Below are 21,454 nucleotides of genomic sequence, written 5' to 3'. Positions count from 1 at the left end.
GGGTAGGGTTGGAGGGAGGGTAGAAGGTGGAGGGCAGAGGGCAGAAGGGTGTTGGTGGTGGACAGGTGGATTTTCTTCTGCCTTAAATCAATCGATGTAACGTCTCCAGAAGGACATTCTGATTGAAGCTGCCTTTCGTAATGTAGGCGTTAGCTCCAGCCTCGGCTCCGCGGCGTTTGTCTTCGTCGCTGGCGAGGGACGTGACGAGGATAATGGGGATTTCGTTGTACTCTCGATGCTGACGGATGCGGGCAGCGAGGGAAAGGCCATCCAGATTGGGCATTTGAACGTCTGAAACGACAGCATCAAAGGGGCGGCTTTGGAGCTTGTTGAAGCCATCCAGACCATCAACAGCCGTGATCACTTCGTAACCTGCAGATTCGAGAATGCGTTTTTCTTGGGTGCGAGTGGCGATGGAGTCTTCTACAAGTAGGACGCGCTGTTTCTGAGTGGGTTCCAAGTGAGTTTCCGTAGGGGCGATCGCCACTGCTTGCCGTCGCACTGACTTCATTAGGTCAACCGGATTCAGCACCATACATACCTCGCCAGTTCCCAGGATCGTCGCGCCAGAGATATTCCGGACGCGTTTCAGAAGTTTGCTTTGGGGCTTAGTCACGACATCCTGTTCGTCAATCAGAGCATCAACACAGACACCGAGGCGATCGCCCCCTATGCTTAGAATGATGCAGGGTTGCCGCTGCGATCGGTTCCGATTTCGGGTCAGGTTGTTTGGCTCCGGTAATTCCAATAACTGAGCCAGGGGAGCAATGGAAAGGGGTTGGTCATCCCGCACGATGGTGGGACGACCTTCCAGCATAAAGATTTCCTGGGGTTCCACCAGGGTGGCGGTTTGTACGGCTTCAACAGGAATGGCGTAAGGACGGTCGTTGACCATCACGATCAGCACATGGGCAGTAGCCAGGGTGAGACCGAGCTGAATACGGATCGTGCAACCTTTGCGGGGAGTGGAATTGAGGGCGATCGCCCCCTTCAGCTTCTCGACATTGGTGCGTACTACATCCAGCCCCACACCGCGTCCTGACACCTCTGTAACCAGGGGAGCCGTGGAAAAGCCCGGCGCAAAAATTAATTCTTGAATCTGGCTGGGGGACATGGCGTCAAGCTCGTCGGGGTGGCAGAAGCCGCGCTTGAGGGCGGTGCGCTTAATTTTCTCCACATCAAGGCCACGGCCATCGTCCGAGACTTCCAGCACAATCATAGTGGGGGTTTGGTAACCACGCAGACGCAGGGTTGCCGTAGGGGATTTGCCACACCGCTGCCGTTCCTCAGGAGGTTCCAGGCCGTGGTCGATGGCATTCCGCAAAATGTGCATCAGCGGATCTTTCATCTCTTCCAGGATACGTTTATCCGCTCGGGTGTCGCCGCCTTCCACAACAAAGTTCACTTGTTTGCCTTCCTGGCGGGCTAGATCCCGCACCATGCGCGGAAAAACATTGAACAGAGTAGACAGCGGTAGTAGTCGCAGCGTGCGAATATCCTCTTCTAACTCATCGCTAATCAGTTCCAAACGGGCGGTGTCCTCGGAGAGGGAGCTACGCAGCGCCTGAAGTTTATTACCCAGTTGATCTAACCGCTCTTCTGTCCGGTTGTGAAAGCCTGCTAGACGGTTAAGGGCACCGTTGCCTTTTCGTAATTCATCAAATACAAAGCGGTTGTTGAACAGATCCCGATTCCACTCATCCCAAAGAGTCGTGACCGCCTCCAGTTCTGCCAACCGATGGGCAATACGAATTTTTGTGACTGTCAATTCGCCTGCCTGCGTCAGCAAACTATCCAGGTTCTCCGTTGCTACGCGAATAGTGCCAATCCGATACCCTGGAGCGGTTTCGGCTCGGACCCCAGGGTTCGGTTCTGAGGGTTTGGGCATAGCCATGGCCTTGCCATTCATCGCCCCAATGCTCATGGCTTCAGCGGTGGCCGTAGGCTGCTCCATCTCAACCAGCGACCTATCTTCTATTCCCGCTGGCTCTGCGTCCAAACTCTCGATGTGGTCAACCTCTTCCTGCTCCTCTGCTTCCCTGCTCCCTTGCTCCTGCCCTTTACCCTCTGCCACCTCTTCACTGCCCATCAACTCGGCCAACACCCGGAATGTATTGACATGCGCTTCTTTTCCTGTCGTGGCTTCTTCCACCAGGGCACGGATGGCATGAAGGGCGTGGGAGAGGCGATCGCTCAACTCCGATGAAATAGGCTCGGGATGCTCCTTCAGGTCACTCAGCAAGTGCTCGATCTGATGGGCCAGAGTTCCTATATCCTTCACACCCAGCATGTTCGCGTCGCCTTTGAGGGAATGGGCATCCCGCAATAGCGATTCCAGGGTTTGAGGATCGGTAGGATGGCTTTCCAGATAAAGTAGCCCCGTGTCGAGGTTCTGGAGGTGTTCCTCACTGGCGGTTTTGAAAATGGCTCTCAGTTCGTCATCTTGAATCATCATGGTGGCCTTTCTTGTAGCCGAGATCGAGGCGAGTTAGGGCAATGGAGTCTAGCAGGAACGGGTGAGCAGCGACAGCATTAAGGGAGGGGGGGAGCAGGGGAGACTCAGCACAAATTATGAGGGGCCGTTCAGGCCAGAGGGAATGTCAGATAAGCTTTTACACGATCGCTTTCAGTCCCTTCGCAGCATCATTGAGGCGCTGAGTACCGCTGCGGATTTGACCGATGCCGTTGACATTTTCTCGGGCGGCCGCATTAAGTGCGTTCATTGCATCGACCACCTGCTGGATAGCGATCGATTGCTGCTGAATGTTTAAGGAAATTTGCTGACTGTTGAGGACAACATTATTGACAGCATCAGCAACGCCAGAGAAAGAATTGGCTGTGTCTTGGGCAATGCGTACTCCTTCATCCACGGTCTTGGTGCCTTCATCGGTGACCATTACCGTGGAATTAATGGCAGTCTGAATATCGCTGACCAAGGTGTTAATTTTCTCAGCGGATTTCCGGCTCTGGTCGGCTAGTTTACGAATTTCGGTGGCGACTACAGCAAATCCCTTGCCATGTTCACCGGCTCGCACGGCTTCGACAGCGGCGTTGAGGGCCAGCATGTTGGTCTGGTTCGCCAGGTCGCTGACTAAGCCGGAAATGCTGCCGATCTGGCTGGTTTGTTCGCTGAGGCGGAGAATTTGGTCGGCGATCGCTTCCACTTTTCGCTTCAGGTCGCTCATTCCATGAATAGTTCGGTCCACGGCGACCGTACCACCACTGGCCAGCACCAGGGCTTGCTTCGCCCCAGCAGCGGCAGCTTCGGCCTGCTGGGCAGATTGCCGAGAGGATGCACCAAGCTCATCCATAGTAGTTGTGGTTTCACTCACGGATACAGCCTGTTGATTCGCTGTCCGTTCTTGCTGCTCAATGGTGGCAGCAATTTCGGTGGTAGAGGCGGCGATTGTACTGGCGGATTCGGTCATCTGGTTGGATGTCCGGTTAATGATCCAACTTCCCAAGCCCAGAGATACAAGAATGGAAGCGGTTGTCGCTAACAGAAGTGTGGATTTGAGATTATTTAAGGCTTCCGTTTGATTGTGATTATCCTCTTCAACTAATTCCTGTTCTCGGGCGCGCATACCGTCGATCAGTGTAGTAACGATATCGACCTGTTCGCGGCCTTTATCATTACGCCATACGTTGATCGCCTCATTCGCTTTATTTTGATTAACCAGATTAACCAGGTTTTGTCTAGTGGCTCCTAGACGGACCAATTGCGGTTGTAACTCTGCCAAACTTGTTTTCTGTTGACTATCCCGAAGCATAGAGCTTAACAGGGCTATGTCCTCTTTGAGATCAGCTTCTGCTTTATTGACAGAATCCAGTGAAACTGGATCTTTGTCCAGCAGGTAACCACGGATTGCCCGTGAAGAAATTTGTACATCCAATGAAACTTTATTGATAGCTTCTACGATATTGCGGGAAGTGCTGTACTCTTCTGACAAATGGTTAAGTGTATTAACACTACGGATCACAACTCCAGCAGAAATGCAGAGAGCGACAACTGGAATACTGTATCCAACAACAATCCAATGTCTAAGTTTCCACCGTGTGGTCTGGTTCATAATGGGATCTACCTTCGAGTCAAATAAGCGATAAAAACGACGATGCATTTATGGATATAAGCATCTCGCCATGTTGAGTGATTCGGTGTTAACCCAATCACTCAACATGGCTACACGACTGATTGCAGTTGTCGGGCTGCGTCATTCAATTGGTGTGTGCTGGTGCGGGTTTGCGTGATGCCGCTAGCCGTTTCCCGGGCTGCCACGTTCAGGGAACTCATGGCCAGCAGAACCTGTTGCACGGCGGCGGCTTGTTGTCTTGCATTCAGCGAAATCTGTTGCACATTCATGACGATGTTGCTGACAGAGTCCGTAACATTGTTGAACACGGCAGCGGTTTGTTGGGTGACGTCGGCTCCTTGCTGGGCGGTTTTGGTACTTTCGTCGGTTACCATAACCGTGGAGTTAATCGCCCCTTGAATATCGGCTACCAGGGTGTTAATTTTCTCAGCAGAGAGACGGCTTTGATCGGCAAGTTTGCGAATCTCGGCTGCAACGACTGCAAAACCTTTACCTTGGTCTCCGGCTCGCACCGCTTCAACGGCTGCATTGAGGGCCAGCATATTGGTCTGATTGGCCAGATCGCTAACTAATGCGGAGATGCTGCCAATTTGATTGGTTTGCTCGCTTAACCGCACAATCTGATCCGCAACATTGCCTACCTTTTCTGTCAATGCGGCCATGGTAGTCAGGGTTCGCTCAACCGCCTGATTACCTTCCTGTGTCAACCCCAGTACCCGTTGAGCGCTGGAAGCTGCCGTTTCAGCTTGCTGTGCAGATTGTTGTGAGGACGCCCCCAGCTCTTCCATAGTGCTGGTGGTTTCGTTAACGGAGATTGATTGCTGATTGGCTGTTCGTTCCTGCTGCTCAACAGTACAGGCAATCTCATTGGAGGAAGATGCGATCGCATTCGACACGTCGTTAATGGGTCGAATGACAGACCGGGCAATGAAGGCTAGCACGCCGGAACCGAGGGCGATCGCTATTAATGTGCCCCCCAGAGACACTGCATTGGCAAAGGCGGCAGCTTGGTTAGCAGTGGCTTCTCGCTGGTCTAGAAGTTCCTCTTCGACTTCCTTCATCTCGGCAACTTGTGCACGGATTTCATCCATGAGTTGCTTGCCTGTCTGAGCCCGAATCAACTCCAAAGCTTCGTCGCGCTTACCACTCTGCGTCAGTTCGATGGTGTTAGCTAGTTCTTCCATCTTTTGCTGAGCATGGTCGTACACAGCGTCCAAGCGACGTACCTGCTCTGGGTTGTCCTGAATTAAGTCCCGGAGCTCCTGAAAACTCTCCTCAAAATTCTCTTGGGCCCCGTTATAGGGTTCTAGAAAGTCAAGTTGCTGTGTTAGGATATACCCCCGTTGCCCTGTTTCTGCATTGAGCAATAGGGTTGTAATGTCTTCCAAATTTTGTTCAACGGTTTGGGTGTGGGATACCCATTCATTCGACTCCACCAGGCGATTCAAACTAAATTTTGAGGTTACGCCAATACCGAGCATGATGACGAAGATGCTGCCAAAACCAGCTTGAACCACACGCCCCAATTTCATTTGCTGATGTTTCATACCAATCCTTCTGCTCCCAGGGAGCGAACTAAATGATGCAATCAAACTTCTTCGTCAACATCTAAAACCCCAGAGGTCAAAATCTTGGATAGATTGATAACGCTCATTAAGGTGTTTTGGTAAGGGGCAACTCCCTGGAGATAGTCATTGTGGTTGCCCTGAGTAGCGATAGGAGCCGTATTGATTTGGCCGGGGTGGACATGCACAACATCGAAAATGTCTTCTACGGCAATGCCTGCCACAATGTCATCCATGCGCACGACGATCGCCTTCTGCCACGGATGCTGGTTTTTGGACGTCAGGTTAATAACGGGGCTAATATCTACCAGAGTCACGATTTCCCCACGCAAGTTAATGTTGCCCAACACATGGGGTGGGCAACAGGGGATGGGTGTGATGGCATGAATATCTGTAAATTCGTGAATCGTATCCAGTCCCAGCCCAAAGTACTCACCCTGCAACCCCATGACGGCCAATGCTGTAAGGCTTTGAGAGTCTTCCAACTGAAGCGCTTGAGCCAGCCCATTCCGTCGTTGCCGCAACACTTGCCGCTCATCTTTAGATAGCTCAGCCCAGGGGTCTGAAAGCAGTTCTGTTGTAGCTTCAGCTGCCTGCCATTGTTCCTCCAGGTTGGTACCCAGGATGGCCTGCATTGTGATGGCTGTAAAAGCGGTCGGGTTGAGGATGGTGACGATTTCTCCCGCTCGCTTTGCAATACCCAAAAATGCCGGGGGGCGATCGCTATCAACTTCCGTTGTAGCCCAAGGGGTAATGTAGCTGGGGGCGATCGCCTCCACCTCATGGGTATGCTCTACGACCAACCCTAAGGCCTGACGGTCGTTGCGGAGAACAATCACGCTATTGGTAAGGGTATAGGGGCGTGATCCCTGCCCTAAAAACAGCCCCAGATCAAGAATAGGTAGAATTTCTCCTCGTAAATCGATGACCCCAACAACACATCTAGGCAGATTAGGAAGCGGGGTCACTTCGGGGAGAAAAAATAGCTCCTGGACAGCGGTTGCCGCCAGGCCATAGCGGTTTTGGCCGGAATCAAAAATGAGGTAAGACGTATCAGCCATAGCACAGTTGCCAAAGATGGAGAGTCGTCACGTGGAGAAGGTTAGACAGTTATCTCAAAGCACGCAGAAACAATTTGCTTCAACAGTGTGGAGATTAATGGGTTTATCGTTTTATTAAATGTACATACAGCCTGCAACGGCAGCCTTCAATATCTGTGTTGTTCAACAATGAAATGAGTTCTCTTAACCCAAGCCTATTTTTCCCAAACCTTGCAATTTGGGTCAAAGTCGATATAAAAATACAAGGTAAATCGAGTTTTGTAAAAAGTCTGGAGCTCTTTTTAAGGGAAAACTTTAAATTTTAAATTAGGGCTGTGCTTAATAGATTTCTATATGGCTGAAGCTAGATAAATGCGGGGCTATAATCCTTGTAGGCGGGACTTTTGACGGAATCTAATCAATGGTTAAGTTTTGAAATATCGTCAATGTCTCTCTTTGCTGAAGATGGTATATCCCTTTCCAATTCAGGAAGGTATGGGGGAAGGGCATAGGGCTTTGCGCATGTGCCTTTCTTATACCCTACTAAATCGGAAAGTGATACATGCGGTATGTCTTAAATGTCAGATAAAGTGTAATTAATATTGGTGGAATCTACGCGCATAACTGTTGATAAAGGCTTTTATTTTTTTGCTGTTTCCGTAATTCTATCGATGCACAAGTATGGCTCGGCAGCATTGAAATAAAAAAGCTTGGATTTCCAAATTTTTCAAGAAAATGGAAATCTAACGTTTTTACACAGCACTGTGCTTACAGCGCTTTTCAAGCACTTAAAATCTGGTTTTTTTGTGAGAGCCGCGCGGAGCGCGGCTCTCACAAAAAAACTGGCTGATTACAGCGCAAAGCGCTGTAATCAGCTTGAATACCGCTATCTAGCCCTTGTTAAAGACCCAGCTTCATCTTCAAGTCGGTTTCTAAGTCCATATGATTGGTATGGAATGGGGTGCTTGTGGCCAGGTGGGGCGATCGCTGTACCAGGGTTAGCGCCGACTGCCATATACTCATGGCTTTCTTACGATTTCCTTCCCGCGCGTATAATGACCCCAGTTCTAAATAAGCGGAAATGAATTCCGGCGCGGCGTAAATGATACGTTTATAGAGAATTTTTGCTGCCTCGACATCTCCTTGCTCTTCACGGATTTGGGCCAGGAGGTAGCAGGGATCGACTGCCAGAGGATCACACTGCATGGCTTGTTGGCAGGCCGCGATCGCCAGCTCATGCTGCCCTGAATTGGCGTATACCTGTGCTAGCCAATGGTAAGCTGCTCCGTTTTGGGGTTCATTCCGCACGATTTGCTGAAGCTGCTGGATTGCTTGAGCATAGGCCTTTTCTAATAGCAAAGGCCGGATAACCTCAAGAGACGATAGCGATGTGGAAGCTGGTGCTGTAGGGGATGTGGAGGCCAATGGGACTGGGGGCAGAGGCATCGTCGGGGAAGAAGGACGTGGCTGACCCGAATATTCCATACAAAGTAACCCGCTCGTATGGGAGGGTTGAAGCGCTACTTCTCCAGGCCGTTGATAAATGACTGATTCTGTAAAACTACGAATCTGAAAGTTGCCCAAATTTATCCCTTGAAGTTCTGTATGCCCTGCTAACAGGTAGCCTCGGGGGGCTAAGGTCGTGTAAAACTTTTGGAGAACCTGGGCGATCGCTTCCGGCTGAAAATAAATGAAAACATTGCGGCAGATAATTAAATCTACCTGATCTAACAGACGGATAGGGTCGGGATACCTATCCTGTACGAGATTGCTGGATTGAAAGGTCACCATTGCGGCAATGTCAGGACGAATACGCCAGCTATCCCGATGGGCATGAAAATATCGCTGTTGAATAGACGGGTCTAGGGAGCGGAATGACCAGTTGCTGTAAATTCCTGACCGAGCCTGTTCCAGCATGGCCGGATTGATATCTGTTCCTAAAATTGTCAAATCCCAGCGAGCAAAATCAGGGATCAGTTCTCGTAATAGGATTGCCAGGGAGTACGCTTCTTCGCCACTGGAGCAGCCTGCGCTCCAGACCCGGAGGGAAGGCCGTGTGGTAATCGAAGCAGCAACTTGCTGGCGCTTCTGGGCTATGAGATCGGGCAGCACTTGATGGCGCAGTAGCGAAAACTGCCCCTTATCTCGAAAGAAATAGCTCTCAGTCGTTGTCAGGGATTCGATTAACCAACGCCATTCCTGCTGCTGGCGGGAAGAATCAGAAGCTGTTAATAGTGTGTAATAGGCGCTCAGGCTGGGGAGACCAAGGGTTTGCGATCGCGCATTGAGTTTGTGCGCGATCGTTGCCTCATCCTGGGGTCGCAATTGAAGACCCAGTGTTGTGGTGATCAACCGCATCATCTGCGTTTGCATTGCTGTATCCGTTCCATTTGGGGTGCTAGATGCACTATGCCGCCAGTAGTTAAAAAGGTTCACCGTTACACGCTCCCGTATCCTGCCGCATTGCTCTTTTCCCTTTTAACCGGCTGAATTGCCATCCAGAGTGATTTTGAAACAGTCACTTGCTACGGATTTAGCTCACCCCTATGCATCGAAAACTCAAGATGAGAATTGATATAAAACTAAAGTTCTATATCAATTCTCATCACAGAATTACCAGCCCATTTGAGCCGTGGGCTGACGATTTCATAGATGATTCAGACTCTCGAATGAGCTTTTTCAAGAGCGCCTTGTCATCGAGTTGAACGTTCCAAAAATTAGCCATCGATACATTGGCCCCTGTAAAATTTGCCCCATTCAAGTTGGCTCCGCTGAAGTTGACCATGCACAAGGTTGCGTCTCGAAAATCGGCTCCCTGTAAATCTGTCAGGCTCAGCGTCGCCTCCCGCAGATCTGCCCGGCTGAAATTGACTCCACGTAAATTTGATTTGTAGAGATTGGCTCCTACCAGATTGGCCATCTTCAGGTTGGCGCGCTCCAGGTTGTTATCTACAGCGCTGACCATACAAAGATTTGCCCGTTCCAGGTTTGAGTGAGCCAAATTGACCAGGTACAGGGTAGTACCGACCAGCTTGGCTCCCTCCAGAGTTGCTTCCCGCAAGTCAGATTTGTAAAAGATAGCCTCTCGTAAATCGGCCTTGTATAGCACCGCTTCCCGCAAATCAACTTCATAAAAGATGGCGTTTTTCAGTTGCGCCTCTACGAGGGTCGCCGTATAAAAATTGGATTTGTAAAGATCGGCTTCGTGCAGATCAGCCTGGTACAGATCTGCCATACAAAAATCAGCGCGATACAGAATGGAATGACTCAGATTCGCCTGGGAAAGCGATGCCTCCCTCAAACTAGACTGACATAAATCTGTTCCTGCCAAATTGACGCCCCGCAGATGGGCCCGACACCAATCCATATCCCTCAAGTCAGGTCGAACAAGCGGATTATCGCGCCGCCAAAAGTTCCACTCTGGTACACTGCGTTGAACGATTGCCAGTTGCTCCAAGTTTGCCATGATAGTGCCCCTATCCCCCCAGCCCCCTGATGAAACCTACAGCCATCTGTACGGCAACATACTGTATGAGGGGTGACAACCCTAGAGTGCCCCGGTGGGCTTGGAGCAAGACAATCACAGGGCTTTCGCAATATTTCTATAGCTATTGCCGGATAGATAGGACTCAGTCAGAAAAAGGGGTTAACTGTCTTTAAATCCGGGCAAATGCGCTTGATAAAAGAAACTGATCATGTTTGTTTGCGATTTAGGCGATCGCTCCTCCTACACAGCAGGCATAGAGGTAGGCAAACTGGCTCAACATGAAGCTGCCAGTCAGGTATCGTTTTACCTACCCTGTCCAATATCCATGGAATTCGGTGTAGGAACCTTTGCGAACCGGTTCTCAGTCCAAAATCCTGGCGGCGCACGTCAACGTTTGATGATCTATTAATTGACTAAGTTGTACTGTTCGATACAAAGCGAAAACCAATTTTATATTCAACTGGAAATATCCAGAACTGTGTTTCTTTCTGTCTTCGAGCCCGTTGCGTATTTTTGGGCAACTGCTGCCTTTTCTCTTCGCTGTCGTTTTTCTCGCACGGTCTCTGTGGTTGACCTCGCTGCTCCACTTCTTGACTCTACTCGTCTCCTCTTCGAACTCCAGCACGTCAATGAGATTGCCCGGACGATCTCGGGGTGCTTGGAACCGGAGGCGATCGCTCAGCATGTCACGGAAGCTCTTGTTCAGCAATTCGACTGTGTCTTCGCCCGTATTTGGTTGGTGGAGCCTGACCAGGCCGCCCTGCGCTTGGTTTCCTCGTCGGGTCTTTACACTCATATCAACGGCTCTTTTGCCCGAATAGCCATGGGGGCCTACAAGGTCGGCAAAATTGCCCAAAATCGCATTCCGTTTCTCAGCAACCACTTGGCCGACGAGTCCTGGGTAAAAGATCGGGAGTGGGCGATCGCTAATAATATCCAGGGGTTTGCGGGCTACCCTCTGTTGGCAGGCGATCGGGTTATTGGGGTGCTGGCTACCTTCAGCGATCGCCCTCTCGCCCCAGAGTTTTTAGAAGTGTTACAAGTGCTTTGCATGACCACCAGCATTGCTCTGGATGCAGCAGTACAGATACAGCAAATGCAGCCCAGGCCAACTCCTGCGCTTCCTATAAATGAGGTGTTGGCCCTGTCAGAGCATCTGGCCACGGTGCTCAGCTCTACCCGTCCGATGCTGGTGGGGACTGAGCAGCCCCTTCCGCCTGCGTCCACCTATATCTTCCTGAAAGTGGCGGAAGTGTTGAATCGGCTGCAATGTAACTACTGCCGCTTAATCTACAGCCCACAATCAGTTTCTTTGGAGGCGATCGCCCCCGTTCCCAAACACTTAGCGGAGGCTGGAACGGCATGGGTGCGATCGCACTTCGAGGATCTCCGGCTGGTGGTTACCTGTCTGGGAGGAACCTTGAAAACGCAATTGGGGAGCCCGCGGCCTGTGGTGCAAGTGTTACTAACATTGCCCTACCCTACATGTACTGTGGGGCCAGCGATCGCTATTCAATGCAGCGCTCCGGCCCTACAAGCGGCTCTCACCCATCTCGCTTACCTGGCTGGATTATCGGTTTGCGAATCCTCAGAACTCGATGTACTGCTGCTCACAGATGATTTTGGCGCGACTACCCCAGAGCGCCCTTTGATATGGCTCCGTTGCGGTTCTGCTGGCCCAGTGCCTCCCACAGCCCTGGCTATCATTGATCTCTCGATTCAGCCGAATCAATTACGGGCATTGGTGGAGCAAGTGCAGCATGGCAAGAGCGCCCCCTGTCACACGGCTGAAGATAATCAGCAGTTGTCGGAGCGGGAGCAGGAGATTATGCGGTTATTAGTGCAGGGAATGCGCGATCGCGATATCGCTCAGCATCTCTTTATTAGTGAAAGCACCGTTAAGTTTCACATCAACAATAGCCTCACCAAGTTGAATGCGAAGAATCGGTATCAGGCCGTGTATCAGGCTGCTATTCGCGGCTGGGTATGAGTTTATTTCCTGTCACTTTCAGTGGAGCTCGGAATCCGTCTCAGACGGCGGGCCGTTTCCGAGCTTAATTTCAAAATGAGAATGGCTGTTTGAGGGTTCATCTTGTCACCCAGATTCATCTTTCCACCTAGAATAAGGGGAACCACTTTAATAGAACTTTCGTTTTATGTCTGTACAAGCCATTGGAAATCCCCCTCCCGAAGCGGATCAGTTACGTGCTGAAATCGAGCAACAACTGCCTGCAATTATTGCCAGTTTTAGCCAGGTGTTGCGGGAGCAATTTGGGTTTGAAGGTATCCGCGTCGGTGGCTTCACCATCGTTCCTGAAGAGGCGGCTGCCAGCATTTCCTGCAATGAAGAAAACTGCTCCATTGATGGGTGATTGAGCTTCTGCTAGCGTACGCACAAATTGCCCTGTAGTTAAGTCCCATACTTTGATGGTTTGGTCTAAGCTGCCGCTAGTCAGAGTTTGACCATCGTCGCTGATAGAAGGTATGGCAAAAGGGAGACGTTCTATGGAATGTCTCTCCTATTTCGCGAGGCTTACTTCTATGGTGCAAAGGATTCTGGGTGATAGGACTGAATCCCCTTTATGTATTGCACTCGTTCAAAAGCGCTTTCGTTAGGGCAGTTAATTTGGTTCATACTGCCTTACATTTGCTTGACGGATTCGTATTCGTTTTCTTCCATCTAGTGTACCGTTTCCTGTTCTAACACTCGTAAATAGCTGATGCCATGGCGCATTAACACAGAGCAGGCATGGGTGACTTTTGCGCCAGCCATGAGCATTTTGATGCAATCCTGTCCGTGGCTGATGCCGCCTGTTGCTGCCAAATCAGGGATAGAGGATGGCGATCGCTGGTGTTCTAGACCTGTGGATCTGAGGCAAAATGTTCCTACACCTACCCAGAACTCGTGGGTGCGATCGCACTACGAAAAGTAGATAAGCCCAGGGCGAAGTGAGCCGTTTGTTTGCATAGCAAACAAACGGCTCACTTCGCCCTGGGCTTAAAAATCCCGGTGAGTACATCCTCACAACTTCCTCAACATCTTTTCTTAGAACTGGGGATGGAGATGTTCGTTGTCCATGAAGGCGCCCCGTTCGGGCATTTCTCAGTTGTTCCAAACTGTTCCACCCGTTCTGCAACGTGTCACCCACAAGGACTTACCTGTAATGACTACTGCTGTTACTAACCTGCAAGAGCTAGAGGCCCTGATTCAACGGGTCAAAGCCGCTCAAGCGCAATACGCAACGTTTACCCAGGAACAAGTGGATACCATCTTTCGGTATGCTGCTTTAGCTGCCAATGCCCATCGCATTCCCCTCGCCAAGCTCACCGTTCAAGAGACGGGGATGGGCATTGTTGAAGACAAAGTGATCAAAAATCACTTTGCTTCCGAAATGATTTACAACAAGTACAAACATGAGAAGACCTGCGGCGTGGTCGAATCCGATCCGGCCTACGGGATTCAACGTGTGGCGGAGCCTGTCGGGATTCTGGCGGGAATTGTGCCCACCACCAACCCCACCTCTACCGCCATTTTTAAGGCATTGATTAGTCTCAAGACCCGCAACGCGATTATCTTTTCTCCGCACCCTCGCGCCCGTCGCAGCACCATGGAAGCGGCGCGTGTGGTGCGAGATGCAGCTGTCGCGGCGGGTGCCCCTGCTGATATTATCGGCTGGATTGATGAGCCAACGGTGGAATTGTCGCAAGCGCTGATGAGTCACCCCGATGTGAAGCTGATTCTGGCGACGGGTGGCCCCGGTATAGTGCGGGCGGCTTACTCGTCAGGTCACCCCTCCCTGGGTGTGGGTGCAGGCAATACACCCGCCGTGATTGATCGTTCTGCACACATCAAAATGGCGGTGAACTCCATTTTGGTGAGTAAGACGTTTGATAACGGTATGATCTGCGCTAGTGAACAGTCGGTCATTATCGAAGATGCAGTTTATGATGCAGTCAAACATGAGTTTGCTGAACGTGCGGCATACTTTTTGAATGACGAAGAGAAGGATTTAATTCGCAAAGTCATCCTGAAAGATGGGCGGATTAATGCGGATATTGTGGGCCAATCTACCGAGAAAATCGCTCAACTCGCTGGCATCACCATCCCTACTGGAACCCGTGTCCTAATTGGCGAAGTCGAATCCGTTACCTGTGACGAACCCTTCGCCTACGAAAAGCTTTCACCCATTCTCGCCCTCTATCGCGCACCTGATTTTGATATAGCTGTCGATCTGGCTGAAAAACTCATTCAGTTTGGTGGGCAGGGTCACACGTCTGTTCTCTATACCGATCCACAGAATTTAGAGCACATTCGCACGTTCAAAGATACGCTGACGACGGGGCGTGTGTTAATTAATACACCGTCTTCGCAGGGGGCGATCGGCGACCTCTATAACTTTAAGCTTGATCCGTCATTAACGCTGGGTTGTGGCACCTGGGGCGGTAACTCCGTATCCGGTAACGTTGGCCCGCAACACTTGCTGAATATTAAGACGGTGACGGAGCGGCGAGAAAACATGCTGTGGTTCCGCGTTCCGCCGAAGGTGTATTTCAAGTATGGTTGCTTACCCATGGCATTGCGGGATTTGCAAGACCGTCAGCGGGCTTTTATTGTCACGGACAAGCCGCTGTATGATTTGGGCATGACTAATCGCGTAACCGATGTGTTGGAAGAAATCGGGATGCGGTATGACGTGTTCTACGATGTAGAACCTGATCCGTCTCTCAGCACAGTCAATCGTGGCTTGGAACGAATGCGTCAGTTTAATCCTGATGTGATTATTGCGATCGGGGGCGGTTCCCCAATGGATGCCGCTAAAGTGATGTGGCTGATGTACGAGCATCCTGAAACCAACTTTGATGGGTTGGCGATGCGGTTCATGGACATTCGCAAACGGGTGTACGAATTGCCGCCTCTCGGTGCGAAGGCTCAACTGGTGGCGATCCCCACGACTTCGGGGACGGGATCGGAAGTCACACCGTTTGCAGTAGTAACGGACGATCGCACGGGGATCAAGTATCCTCTAGCGGATTATGCGTTGACACCGAATATGGCGATCGTTGATCCCGAACTTGTCTTGAATCTACCCAAGACTTTGACCGCTTACAGTGGTCTGGATGCCTTGACCCATGCGATCGAAGCCTACGTTTCAGTGCTGGCCTCGGAGTATACCAACGGTCTTGCATTGGAAGCGATTCGGCTCCTGTTCAAATACCTGCCCAGTGCTTACGAGAGTGGCGCGACTGACATAAAAGCTCGTGAGAAGGTACATTATGCCTCCACGATCGCCGGGATGGCTTTTGCTAACGCATTCCTGGGTATTTGTCACTCGCTGGCGCACAAGCTGGGATCAACTTTCCACGTACCGCACGGTTTGGCAAACGCGCTGATGATTTCTCATGTCATTCGCTACAACGCCACAGATGCGCCCTTTAAGCAAGCCATCTTTCCTCAATATAAGTATCCGAATGCTAAATTCCGTTACGCACGGATTGCAGATTATCTGAATCTGGGCGGAATCACCGAAGATGAGAAGGTGGAAAATTTGGTGAATGCGATCGAAGCGTTAAAACGCCGCTTGAACATTCCCCGTACATTGGCAGAAGTGATTCCTGCTGATGCCCGCACCTTCTATGAGCAGGTGGAAGAAATGGCTGAGCAAGCCTTTGACGACCAGTGCACCGGGGCCAACCCCCGCTATCCGTTAATTAGTGATTTGAAGGAATTGTATGTGCTGAGCTATCTAGGCTGCCGTCCCGATGCCACACCTCGCTACACGGATGAGGCACACACTGATCCCTCGGAACTGCTAACAACCTGATCGAATGACCACGGGATGGGAGTGTAAACTTCCATCCCATCTTCTCTGCGCGAGCCCCATCGACGAAAAAGAAGGGATATCCTATGTCGAGTGCAATACTCCACAATCCTATGGCCCTGACAAGCGACCCCACCCACGATCTGCTGCGCGTTGAGTATCGTCCGCTAGATGCGATTTTTGCTCCGAAGGCGATCGCCGTCATTGGTGCCAGTGAACGCCCCAACAGCGTCGGTCGTACCCTCCTCTGGAATTTAGTCAGCACTTCGTTTGGTGGCACTGTTTACCCCGTGAACCCCAAGCGCAATAGCGTCTTGGGAATTCGCGCGTATCCCAACATCGCCGCCATCCCTGAACAGGTGGATTTGGCGGTGATCGCCACCCCAGCCCCTACCGTTCCTTCCGTGATTCAGGAATGTGGGGAAGCCGGTGTTAAGGGGACGATCATTATTTCCGCTGGTTTTAAGGAAACGGGAGCAGCAGGGATTGAGTTGGAACGGCAGGTGATGGAGCAAATCCGCCGTTACAAGATGCGGCTGATTGGCCCCAACTGCCTCGGCGTGATGAATCCGATCAGTGGGCTAAATGCGACGTTTGCCAGTAGTATGGCTCGGCCTGGTACCGTGGGATTTATCAGCCAGAGTGGCGCGTTGTGTACTGCCATTCTCGACTGGAGTTTCCGGGAGAATGTGGGGTTTAGTGCATTTGTCTCCATCGGTTCTATGCTGGATGTGAGTTGGGGCGACCTGATCCATTACTTGGGGAATGATCCCAACACGGAAAGCATTGTCATCTACATGGAATCCATTGGGGATGCGCGATCGTTCCTCTCGGCGGCGCGGGAAGTGGCGCTTACCAAGCCCATCATTGTATTGAAGGCGGGTCGTACCGAAGCCGCTGCGAAAGCTGCTGCATCTCACACAGGCGCATTAGCAGGTAGTGAAGCGGTCTTAGAAGCCGCATTCCGTCGCTGCGGCGTCCTCAGCGTTAACCGCATTTCTGACCTGTTCGATCTGGCGGAAGTTCTGGCGAAACAGCCGCGACCCAAAGGCCCGAAACTGACCATCATTACCAATGCCGGTGGGCCTGGTGTATTAGCAACGGATACCCTGATCGCGACAGGCGGCAAATTAGCAGAATTGCCCCAGGAAACTGTGGATGCAATGAGCGAGTTTCTGCCCACCCACTGGAGCCATGCGAATCCTATCGACATCCTTGGGGATGCCGAACCTGAACGTTATGCAAAAGCGTTGGAAGTGGCGGCAAAAGATCCCAACAGTGATGGTTTGTTAGTCATCCTGACACCCCAGGCGATGACCAACCCCACGGCAACTGCTGCTCAACTGAAGCAGTATGTTGAGGCCGCTCAAGCGAGGCCGTTTGCCTCTCGCAACGCCAAGCCCATCATTGCGAGTTGGATGGGCGGCGACGATGTCACTCCGGGGGAAAATTTGCTGAATGATGCAGGGATTCCCACCTACCGCTACCCCGATACAGCGGCGCGGGTGTTCAGTAATATGTGGCGTTATAGTGATGCCCTACGGGGATTGTATGAAACGCCAGTGTTGCCTTCCCGAGGGGACAAAGCACCCGATCGCACTCTAGTCGAATCCCTCATCCAAACAGCGCTCAAGGAAGGGCGTACACTTCTGACGGAAGCGGAATCCAAGCAGTTATTAACGGCCTATGATATTCCCACCGTTGAAACACACGTTGCTACCAGCGTTGACGAAGCTGTTCGTTATGCAGATGCGATTGGATATCCAATTGTCCTCAAATTGCATTCCAAAACTATTACTCACAAAACGGATGTGGGTGGTGTGAAGTTGAATTTAGAGAATGCAGAAGCGGTGCGGAATGCGTATGCGGCGATCGCCCAAGCCATTTCCAACCCTGATGATTTTCTGGGCGTAACCGTTCAACCGATGTTGAAATTAGAAGGTTACGAACTCATTCTCGGTAGTAGCTTAGATCCACAATTTGGCCCGGTGTTACTCTTTGGTTCGGGTGGTCAATTGGTGGAAGTGTATCAGGATCGGGCGATCGGTCTGCCGCCCCTGAACAGCACACTGGCTCGGCGTTTGATGGAACGCACCAAGATTTACAAAGCCCTGCAAGGAGTGCGCGGTCGTGCTGCCGTAGACCTGGCTGGATTGGAGCAACTGCTCACCCGCTTCAGCCAACTCATTGTGGAGCAGCCCTGGATTAAGGAACTGGACATTAACCCATTAGTGGCCTCTCCCGTTCAGGCGGGGACGAACACGGGTCTGGTGGCTCTGGATGCACGGGTTGTGCTGCATCCTCCGGAAACACCGCTTGAGAAACTACCCAAAACCGCGATCTGTCCCTATCCCAGCCAGTACATTACCGACTGGTTCTATGAGGACACCCCTGTTGTACTGCGCCCCATTCGCCCCGAAGACGAACCCCTGATGGTGCGCTTCCACGAAACCCTGTCGGAACAAAGCGTATATATGCGCTACTTCCACATGATGAAACTGAGCCAGCGCACAACGCACGAACGCCTTACCCGAATTTGTTATGTCGATTACGACCGGGAAATGGCCTTCGTGGCAGAGCGCCAAGATCCAGCCACAGGCGAGTCTGAAATAATGGCCGCCGGACGGTTGAGCAGACTGCACGGGACAAACTCAGCAGAGTTTTCCATGATGGTGAGCGATCGCTACCAATGCCACGGCCTTGGTACCGCTCTGCTCCGCCGTCTGGTGCAGGTCGGCGTCGATGAAAAGCTTGATACCATCACCGCAGACATCCTCTCGGATAACATTCCCATGCAGCGGGTCTGCGAAAAGTTAGGCTTCAGTATTCATCGCACTGCCGATCCATCCGTGGTCAGAGCCGACCTGGATTTGCACTCGGCTTCATAAACCTCTATCGCGGGAGCACTATATGAGCAAACAAAAGCGCATTGGCATTATGACCAGCGGGGGGGATTGCCCGGGCCTAAATGGCGTTATCCGGGCGGTCGTCCACCACGCTACCCTCCAGTATGGCTGGGAGGTAGTTGGCATACCCTATGCGACACAGGGCTTATTAGAACGCAAAACCATCCCCCTCACCCTTTACGAGACGGCTCTACGAGGCATGGACCCGTTGCTGACGATGGGTGGCACCATCCTGGGCACCATTAACCGGGGCAACACCCTGGCAGAGGCCCAGGAAATCATCGCCAGCTATCACGACCTGGCTCTGGATGCCCTGATTGCCATCGGAGGCGACGGGAGTCTTGGCATTCTGCGCCAACTGGCTCACCAGGGTAACTGGAATATGGTTGCTATCCCCAAAACCATTGATAACGATGTCGGTGTAACGGAACGCTCTATTGGTTTCGACACGGCTATCAATACGGTGATCGATGCCATTAGCCGCCTTACCTTCACAGCAGCTAGCCACGATCGCGTCATGGTGGTCGAAGTAATGGGCCGTGAAGCCGGACACCTGGCCCTGAATGCAGGGATTGCAGGGGGTGCGGATGTGATTCTGCTTCCCGAAATTCCCTACTCCATTCAGGAAGTGTGCAATCACCTGGATAATATGCGCGATCGCTGGGGCCGTAAGTTTGCGATCGTCGTCGTTGCCGAAGGCATCCAGGCGGTTCCCGGTGCTCCCATCTGTACGACCGAAGATGACAAACCCAGTTGTGGGATGGGTCAATACATCGCGGATCAAATCGCCCTCCTCCGCTCCGTCCCGGTGGAAACCCGCGTCACCGTCCTGGGTCATGTCCAGCGAGGCGGTATGCCTTCAGCCCTCGATCGCCTGGTCGCCGCTGCCTTTGGGACTACAGCGGTAGACCTCGTTGCTCAGGGTCGCTTTGACCACATGGTGACCTGGCAAGGTGCCCAGGTGAAGGTGCATCCCCTGGAATACGTCCTCTCCCAAAGCCCTCGCCTGGTAGACCCCACTGGCTTCCTGGTGCAAACCGCCCGTGGTCTAGGGATTTATGTGGGTAATCCGGCGTTGGGGACGACGCATCCAGAGATTGTGGGTGAGGGGGCGATCGCCCCAGCCCTGGCAACATAAACCATACAAACGAAGCTGGAACTGTCTCTTCCAGCTTTAATATTCTCTTTCCGTATAAACTAAAAATATTAAGAACACTTAGCGTGTTATAGGTAATGATTCCCCGGCTTTTTGCCTTGCTTCACCATATAAGATTCGCAAATACTTAAGCTTTTCAGAAATTCATTTGGCTCCAAATAATCTTTAGAGAAATTCTTGTGGGTCAACTAATTAGAAGTGTTATAAAGAAAACAAGTTAGGATCAGTTTTCCTTCTATCAGGCTGGTAGAAGTGTAGCTTTTATCAGACTAGCATCTCTAAAGATTTGCTCCAAACTACTGTATCGAGTTTTGGTGAAGATATGACAGATGAGCAAAAAGCCATTCTTGAATCCATCCGAGCAAGGATTGAACTCGCGAAAGCGCAAGGTGATGGAACAAAAACGGCTGAAATGAATATGCAATTTTTAATTCATGCCCCAATACTTCAATCTCTCGATTTTGCTGAGGTTATGAAGGAATTAGGTTTGAGCGATTCATTCAAAACCGAATTGAGTAAAATGGTAAACCTATACAAGCAACTTAAGCTTAATGGAATAAGTCTAACAAAAACTTTCTAGAGGCAGCAGCGATTCAAGAGACAAGTATTCTTGGGAAGTTAGGGCTTACAATGAATGAGTTTGAAGCAAAACTGCATCGCACTTGGGTTCAGCTTCTCGTTGATAATGATTACAAAGAGATTGCAGCAATTGCCATAGAAACCGAAGTATCTTTTGTATATAGTGGCTATAACCCTGAAGCTATTGCATTTGATGTTTCAACTTCTGCTTATGTCTATATAAAAAATGACGAGCGGATAAAAAAGGTTATGGAACGTGCAATGCAAACTGTTAGTCAAGGATATATTTATGATAACAACGATGTTCTAGTAGAAGATTTGCCTTTCGTCTACCGAGTTCGTCTCTTAGAAATAGAGAATGACTGGAAAAACATTGTTAAAAATTTAATTGTCAATGCACAAAGCTCTAATCAGGCTTTGATAAGCGAGAAAGTAGCTTTAAAGAAGGAAAGGCAAATTTATATTTACAATGAAATGAAGTTTGCTTCTCATTCTGAGGTTAGAATCGCTCAGGAATTAGAGGTACGAAGAGTTTTATTCTTTCCTCTTCCTTTAGGAGTTCGTGCGGATACAGGGAATTTCTACAATGATCATCGCGAGGTAGATTTTCTCATTTGCCAGGATGGTGTCTGGGGTATTTTAGAAGTTTCGTATCATCCAGGTAGATATGAGAAGGATTCTGAGAAGGATATATGGTTTAAGAAATCAGGTATTCTATGTATTCAGCACTACTCTGCTGAACGATGTTATAGTTCACCAAGAGAAGTAGTTGATGAGTTCCTAGTAGTTTTGGCAAAGCATAAAAGATAAA

General features: G+C 50.7%; 14 protein-coding genes and 2 pseudogenes. 8 read left to right on the top strand and 8 right to left on the bottom strand.

Annotated elements, in window-relative coordinates; translation table 11 throughout:
• Window positions 1-82: 82 nt before the first annotated feature.
• From H6F91_RS12960 to H6F91_RS12935, 6 genes are all read right to left on the bottom strand, one after another.
• Window positions 83-2,452, bottom strand: coding sequence for a response regulator (locus tag H6F91_RS12960; protein ID WP_190770360.1), 2,370 nt, complete (start codon window positions 2,450-2,452; stop codon window positions 83-85).
• Between the two features lie 160 nt (window positions 2,453-2,612).
• Window positions 2,613-4,070, bottom strand: a complete 1,458-nt coding sequence (locus tag H6F91_RS12955) for a methyl-accepting chemotaxis protein (RefSeq protein ID WP_190770351.1) — start codon at window positions 4,068-4,070, stop codon at window positions 2,613-2,615.
• Between the two features lie 110 nt (window positions 4,071-4,180).
• A complete protein-coding gene (locus H6F91_RS12950) occupies window positions 4,181-5,638 on the bottom strand; it encodes a CHASE3 domain-containing protein (protein WP_190770350.1) in 1,458 nt (485 codons plus the stop codon).
• 41 nt (window positions 5,639-5,679) lie between these two features.
• Window positions 5,680-6,717 (bottom strand): chemotaxis protein CheW, encoded by a 1,038-nt coding sequence (locus H6F91_RS12945; protein WP_190770349.1) that lies wholly within the window; start codon window positions 6,715-6,717, stop codon window positions 5,680-5,682.
• Window positions 6,718-7,596: 879 nt separating this feature from the next.
• Entirely contained in the window at window positions 7,597-9,132 is a 1,536-nt protein-coding gene (locus H6F91_RS12940; protein WP_190770348.1) for a CheR family methyltransferase, read from the bottom strand.
• 169 nt (window positions 9,133-9,301) lie between these two features.
• A complete protein-coding gene (locus tag H6F91_RS12935) occupies window positions 9,302-10,162 on the bottom strand; it encodes a pentapeptide repeat-containing protein (protein WP_190770347.1) in 861 nt (286 codons plus the stop codon).
• Window positions 10,163-10,391: 229 nt separating this feature from the next.
• Here H6F91_RS12935 and H6F91_RS12930 point away from each other — a divergent pair, with 229 nt between their 5' ends.
• The 3 genes from H6F91_RS12930 to H6F91_RS12920 all read left to right on the top strand — a co-directional run bounded on the left by H6F91_RS12930 (window position 10,392) and on the right by H6F91_RS12920 (window position 12,555).
• Window positions 10,392-10,592, top strand: coding sequence for a hypothetical protein (locus tag H6F91_RS12930; protein WP_190770346.1), 201 nt, complete (start codon window positions 10,392-10,394; stop codon window positions 10,590-10,592).
• A 156-nt stretch (window positions 10,593-10,748) separates the two neighbouring features.
• Window positions 10,749-12,173, top strand: coding sequence for a LuxR C-terminal-related transcriptional regulator (locus H6F91_RS28285; RefSeq protein ID WP_190770345.1), 1,425 nt, complete (start codon window positions 10,749-10,751; stop codon window positions 12,171-12,173).
• Between the two features lie 166 nt (window positions 12,174-12,339).
• Window positions 12,340-12,555: a hypothetical protein gene (locus H6F91_RS12920; protein ID WP_190770344.1), complete on the top strand. Its 216-nt coding sequence runs from the start codon at window positions 12,340-12,342 to the stop codon at window positions 12,553-12,555.
• A gap of 46 nt (window positions 12,556-12,601) precedes the next feature.
• Here H6F91_RS12920 and H6F91_RS28565 read toward each other — a convergent pair.
• Window positions 12,602-12,660 (bottom strand): annotated as a pseudogene (locus tag H6F91_RS28565) (hypothetical protein); the annotation flags it as partial.
• Between the two features lie 62 nt (window positions 12,661-12,722).
• A pseudogene (locus H6F91_RS28560) lies at window positions 12,723-13,029 on the bottom strand (dihydroorotate dehydrogenase-like protein); the annotation flags it as partial.
• A 318-nt stretch (window positions 13,030-13,347) separates the two neighbouring features.
• On the opposite strand from H6F91_RS28560, the gene adhE reads away from it, so the two are divergent.
• From adhE to H6F91_RS12890, 5 genes are all read left to right on the top strand, one after another.
• Window positions 13,348-16,005: a bifunctional acetaldehyde-CoA/alcohol dehydrogenase gene (gene adhE, locus H6F91_RS12910; protein ID WP_190770359.1), complete on the top strand. Its 2,658-nt coding sequence runs from the start codon at window positions 13,348-13,350 to the stop codon at window positions 16,003-16,005.
• Window positions 16,006-16,088: 83 nt separating this feature from the next.
• Window positions 16,089-18,890 (top strand): acetate--CoA ligase alpha subunit, encoded by a 2,802-nt coding sequence (gene acs / locus H6F91_RS12905; RefSeq protein WP_242035763.1) that lies wholly within the window; start codon window positions 16,089-16,091, stop codon window positions 18,888-18,890.
• A 22-nt stretch (window positions 18,891-18,912) separates the two neighbouring features.
• Window positions 18,913-20,046: an ATP-dependent 6-phosphofructokinase gene (locus H6F91_RS12900; RefSeq protein WP_190770342.1), complete on the top strand. Its 1,134-nt coding sequence runs from the start codon at window positions 18,913-18,915 to the stop codon at window positions 20,044-20,046.
• Between the two features lie 340 nt (window positions 20,047-20,386).
• Entirely contained in the window at window positions 20,387-20,644 is a 258-nt protein-coding gene (locus H6F91_RS12895) for a hypothetical protein (protein ID WP_190770341.1), read from the top strand.
• Between the two features lie 50 nt (window positions 20,645-20,694).
• On the top strand, window positions 20,695-21,453 hold the full coding sequence (locus tag H6F91_RS12890; protein ID WP_190770340.1) for a hypothetical protein: 759 nt from the start codon (window positions 20,695-20,697) through the stop codon (window positions 21,451-21,453).
• Window position 21,454 lies beyond the last annotated feature (1 nt).

The organism is Leptolyngbya sp. FACHB-8 (assembly GCF_014695575.1).
In the GTDB taxonomy this organism is placed as follows: Bacteria; Cyanobacteriota; Cyanobacteriia; order Elainellales; family Elainellaceae; genus Vacuolonema.
Note: the sequence above shows the minus strand (reverse complement) of the source record. Positions and strands in the feature narration are given on the sequence as shown.

Bases quoted from the DNA above. Each gene is read 5' to 3' on its own strand.
- H6F91_RS12960 (WP_190770360.1), bottom strand. From the start codon at position 2,452: ATGATTCAAGATGACGAACTGAGAGCCATTTTCAAAACCGCCAGTGAG.
- H6F91_RS12955 (WP_190770351.1), bottom strand. From the start codon at position 4,070: ATGAACCAGACCACACGGTGGAAACTTAGACATTGGATTGTTGTTGGA.
- H6F91_RS12950 (WP_190770350.1), bottom strand. From the start codon at position 5,638: ATGAAACATCAGCAAATGAAATTGGGGCGTGTGGTTCAAGCTGGTTTT.
- H6F91_RS12945 (WP_190770349.1), bottom strand. From the start codon at position 6,717: ATGGCTGATACGTCTTACCTCATTTTTGATTCCGGCCAAAACCGCTAT.
- H6F91_RS12935 (WP_190770347.1), bottom strand. From the start codon at position 10,162: ATGGCAAACTTGGAGCAACTGGCAATCGTTCAACGCAGTGTACCAGAG.
- H6F91_RS12930 (WP_190770346.1), top strand. From the start codon at position 10,392: ATGTTTGTTTGCGATTTAGGCGATCGCTCCTCCTACACAGCAGGCATA.
- H6F91_RS12920 (WP_190770344.1), top strand. From the start codon at position 12,340: ATGTCTGTACAAGCCATTGGAAATCCCCCTCCCGAAGCGGATCAGTTA.
- adhE (WP_190770359.1), top strand. From the start codon at position 13,348: ATGACTACTGCTGTTACTAACCTGCAAGAGCTAGAGGCCCTGATTCAA.
- acs (WP_242035763.1), top strand. From the start codon at position 16,089: ATGTCGAGTGCAATACTCCACAATCCTATGGCCCTGACAAGCGACCCC.
- H6F91_RS12900 (WP_190770342.1), top strand. From the start codon at position 18,913: ATGAGCAAACAAAAGCGCATTGGCATTATGACCAGCGGGGGGGATTGC.
- H6F91_RS12895 (WP_190770341.1), top strand. From the start codon at position 20,387: ATGACAGATGAGCAAAAAGCCATTCTTGAATCCATCCGAGCAAGGATT.
- H6F91_RS12890 (WP_190770340.1), top strand. From the start codon at position 20,695: ATGAATGAGTTTGAAGCAAAACTGCATCGCACTTGGGTTCAGCTTCTC.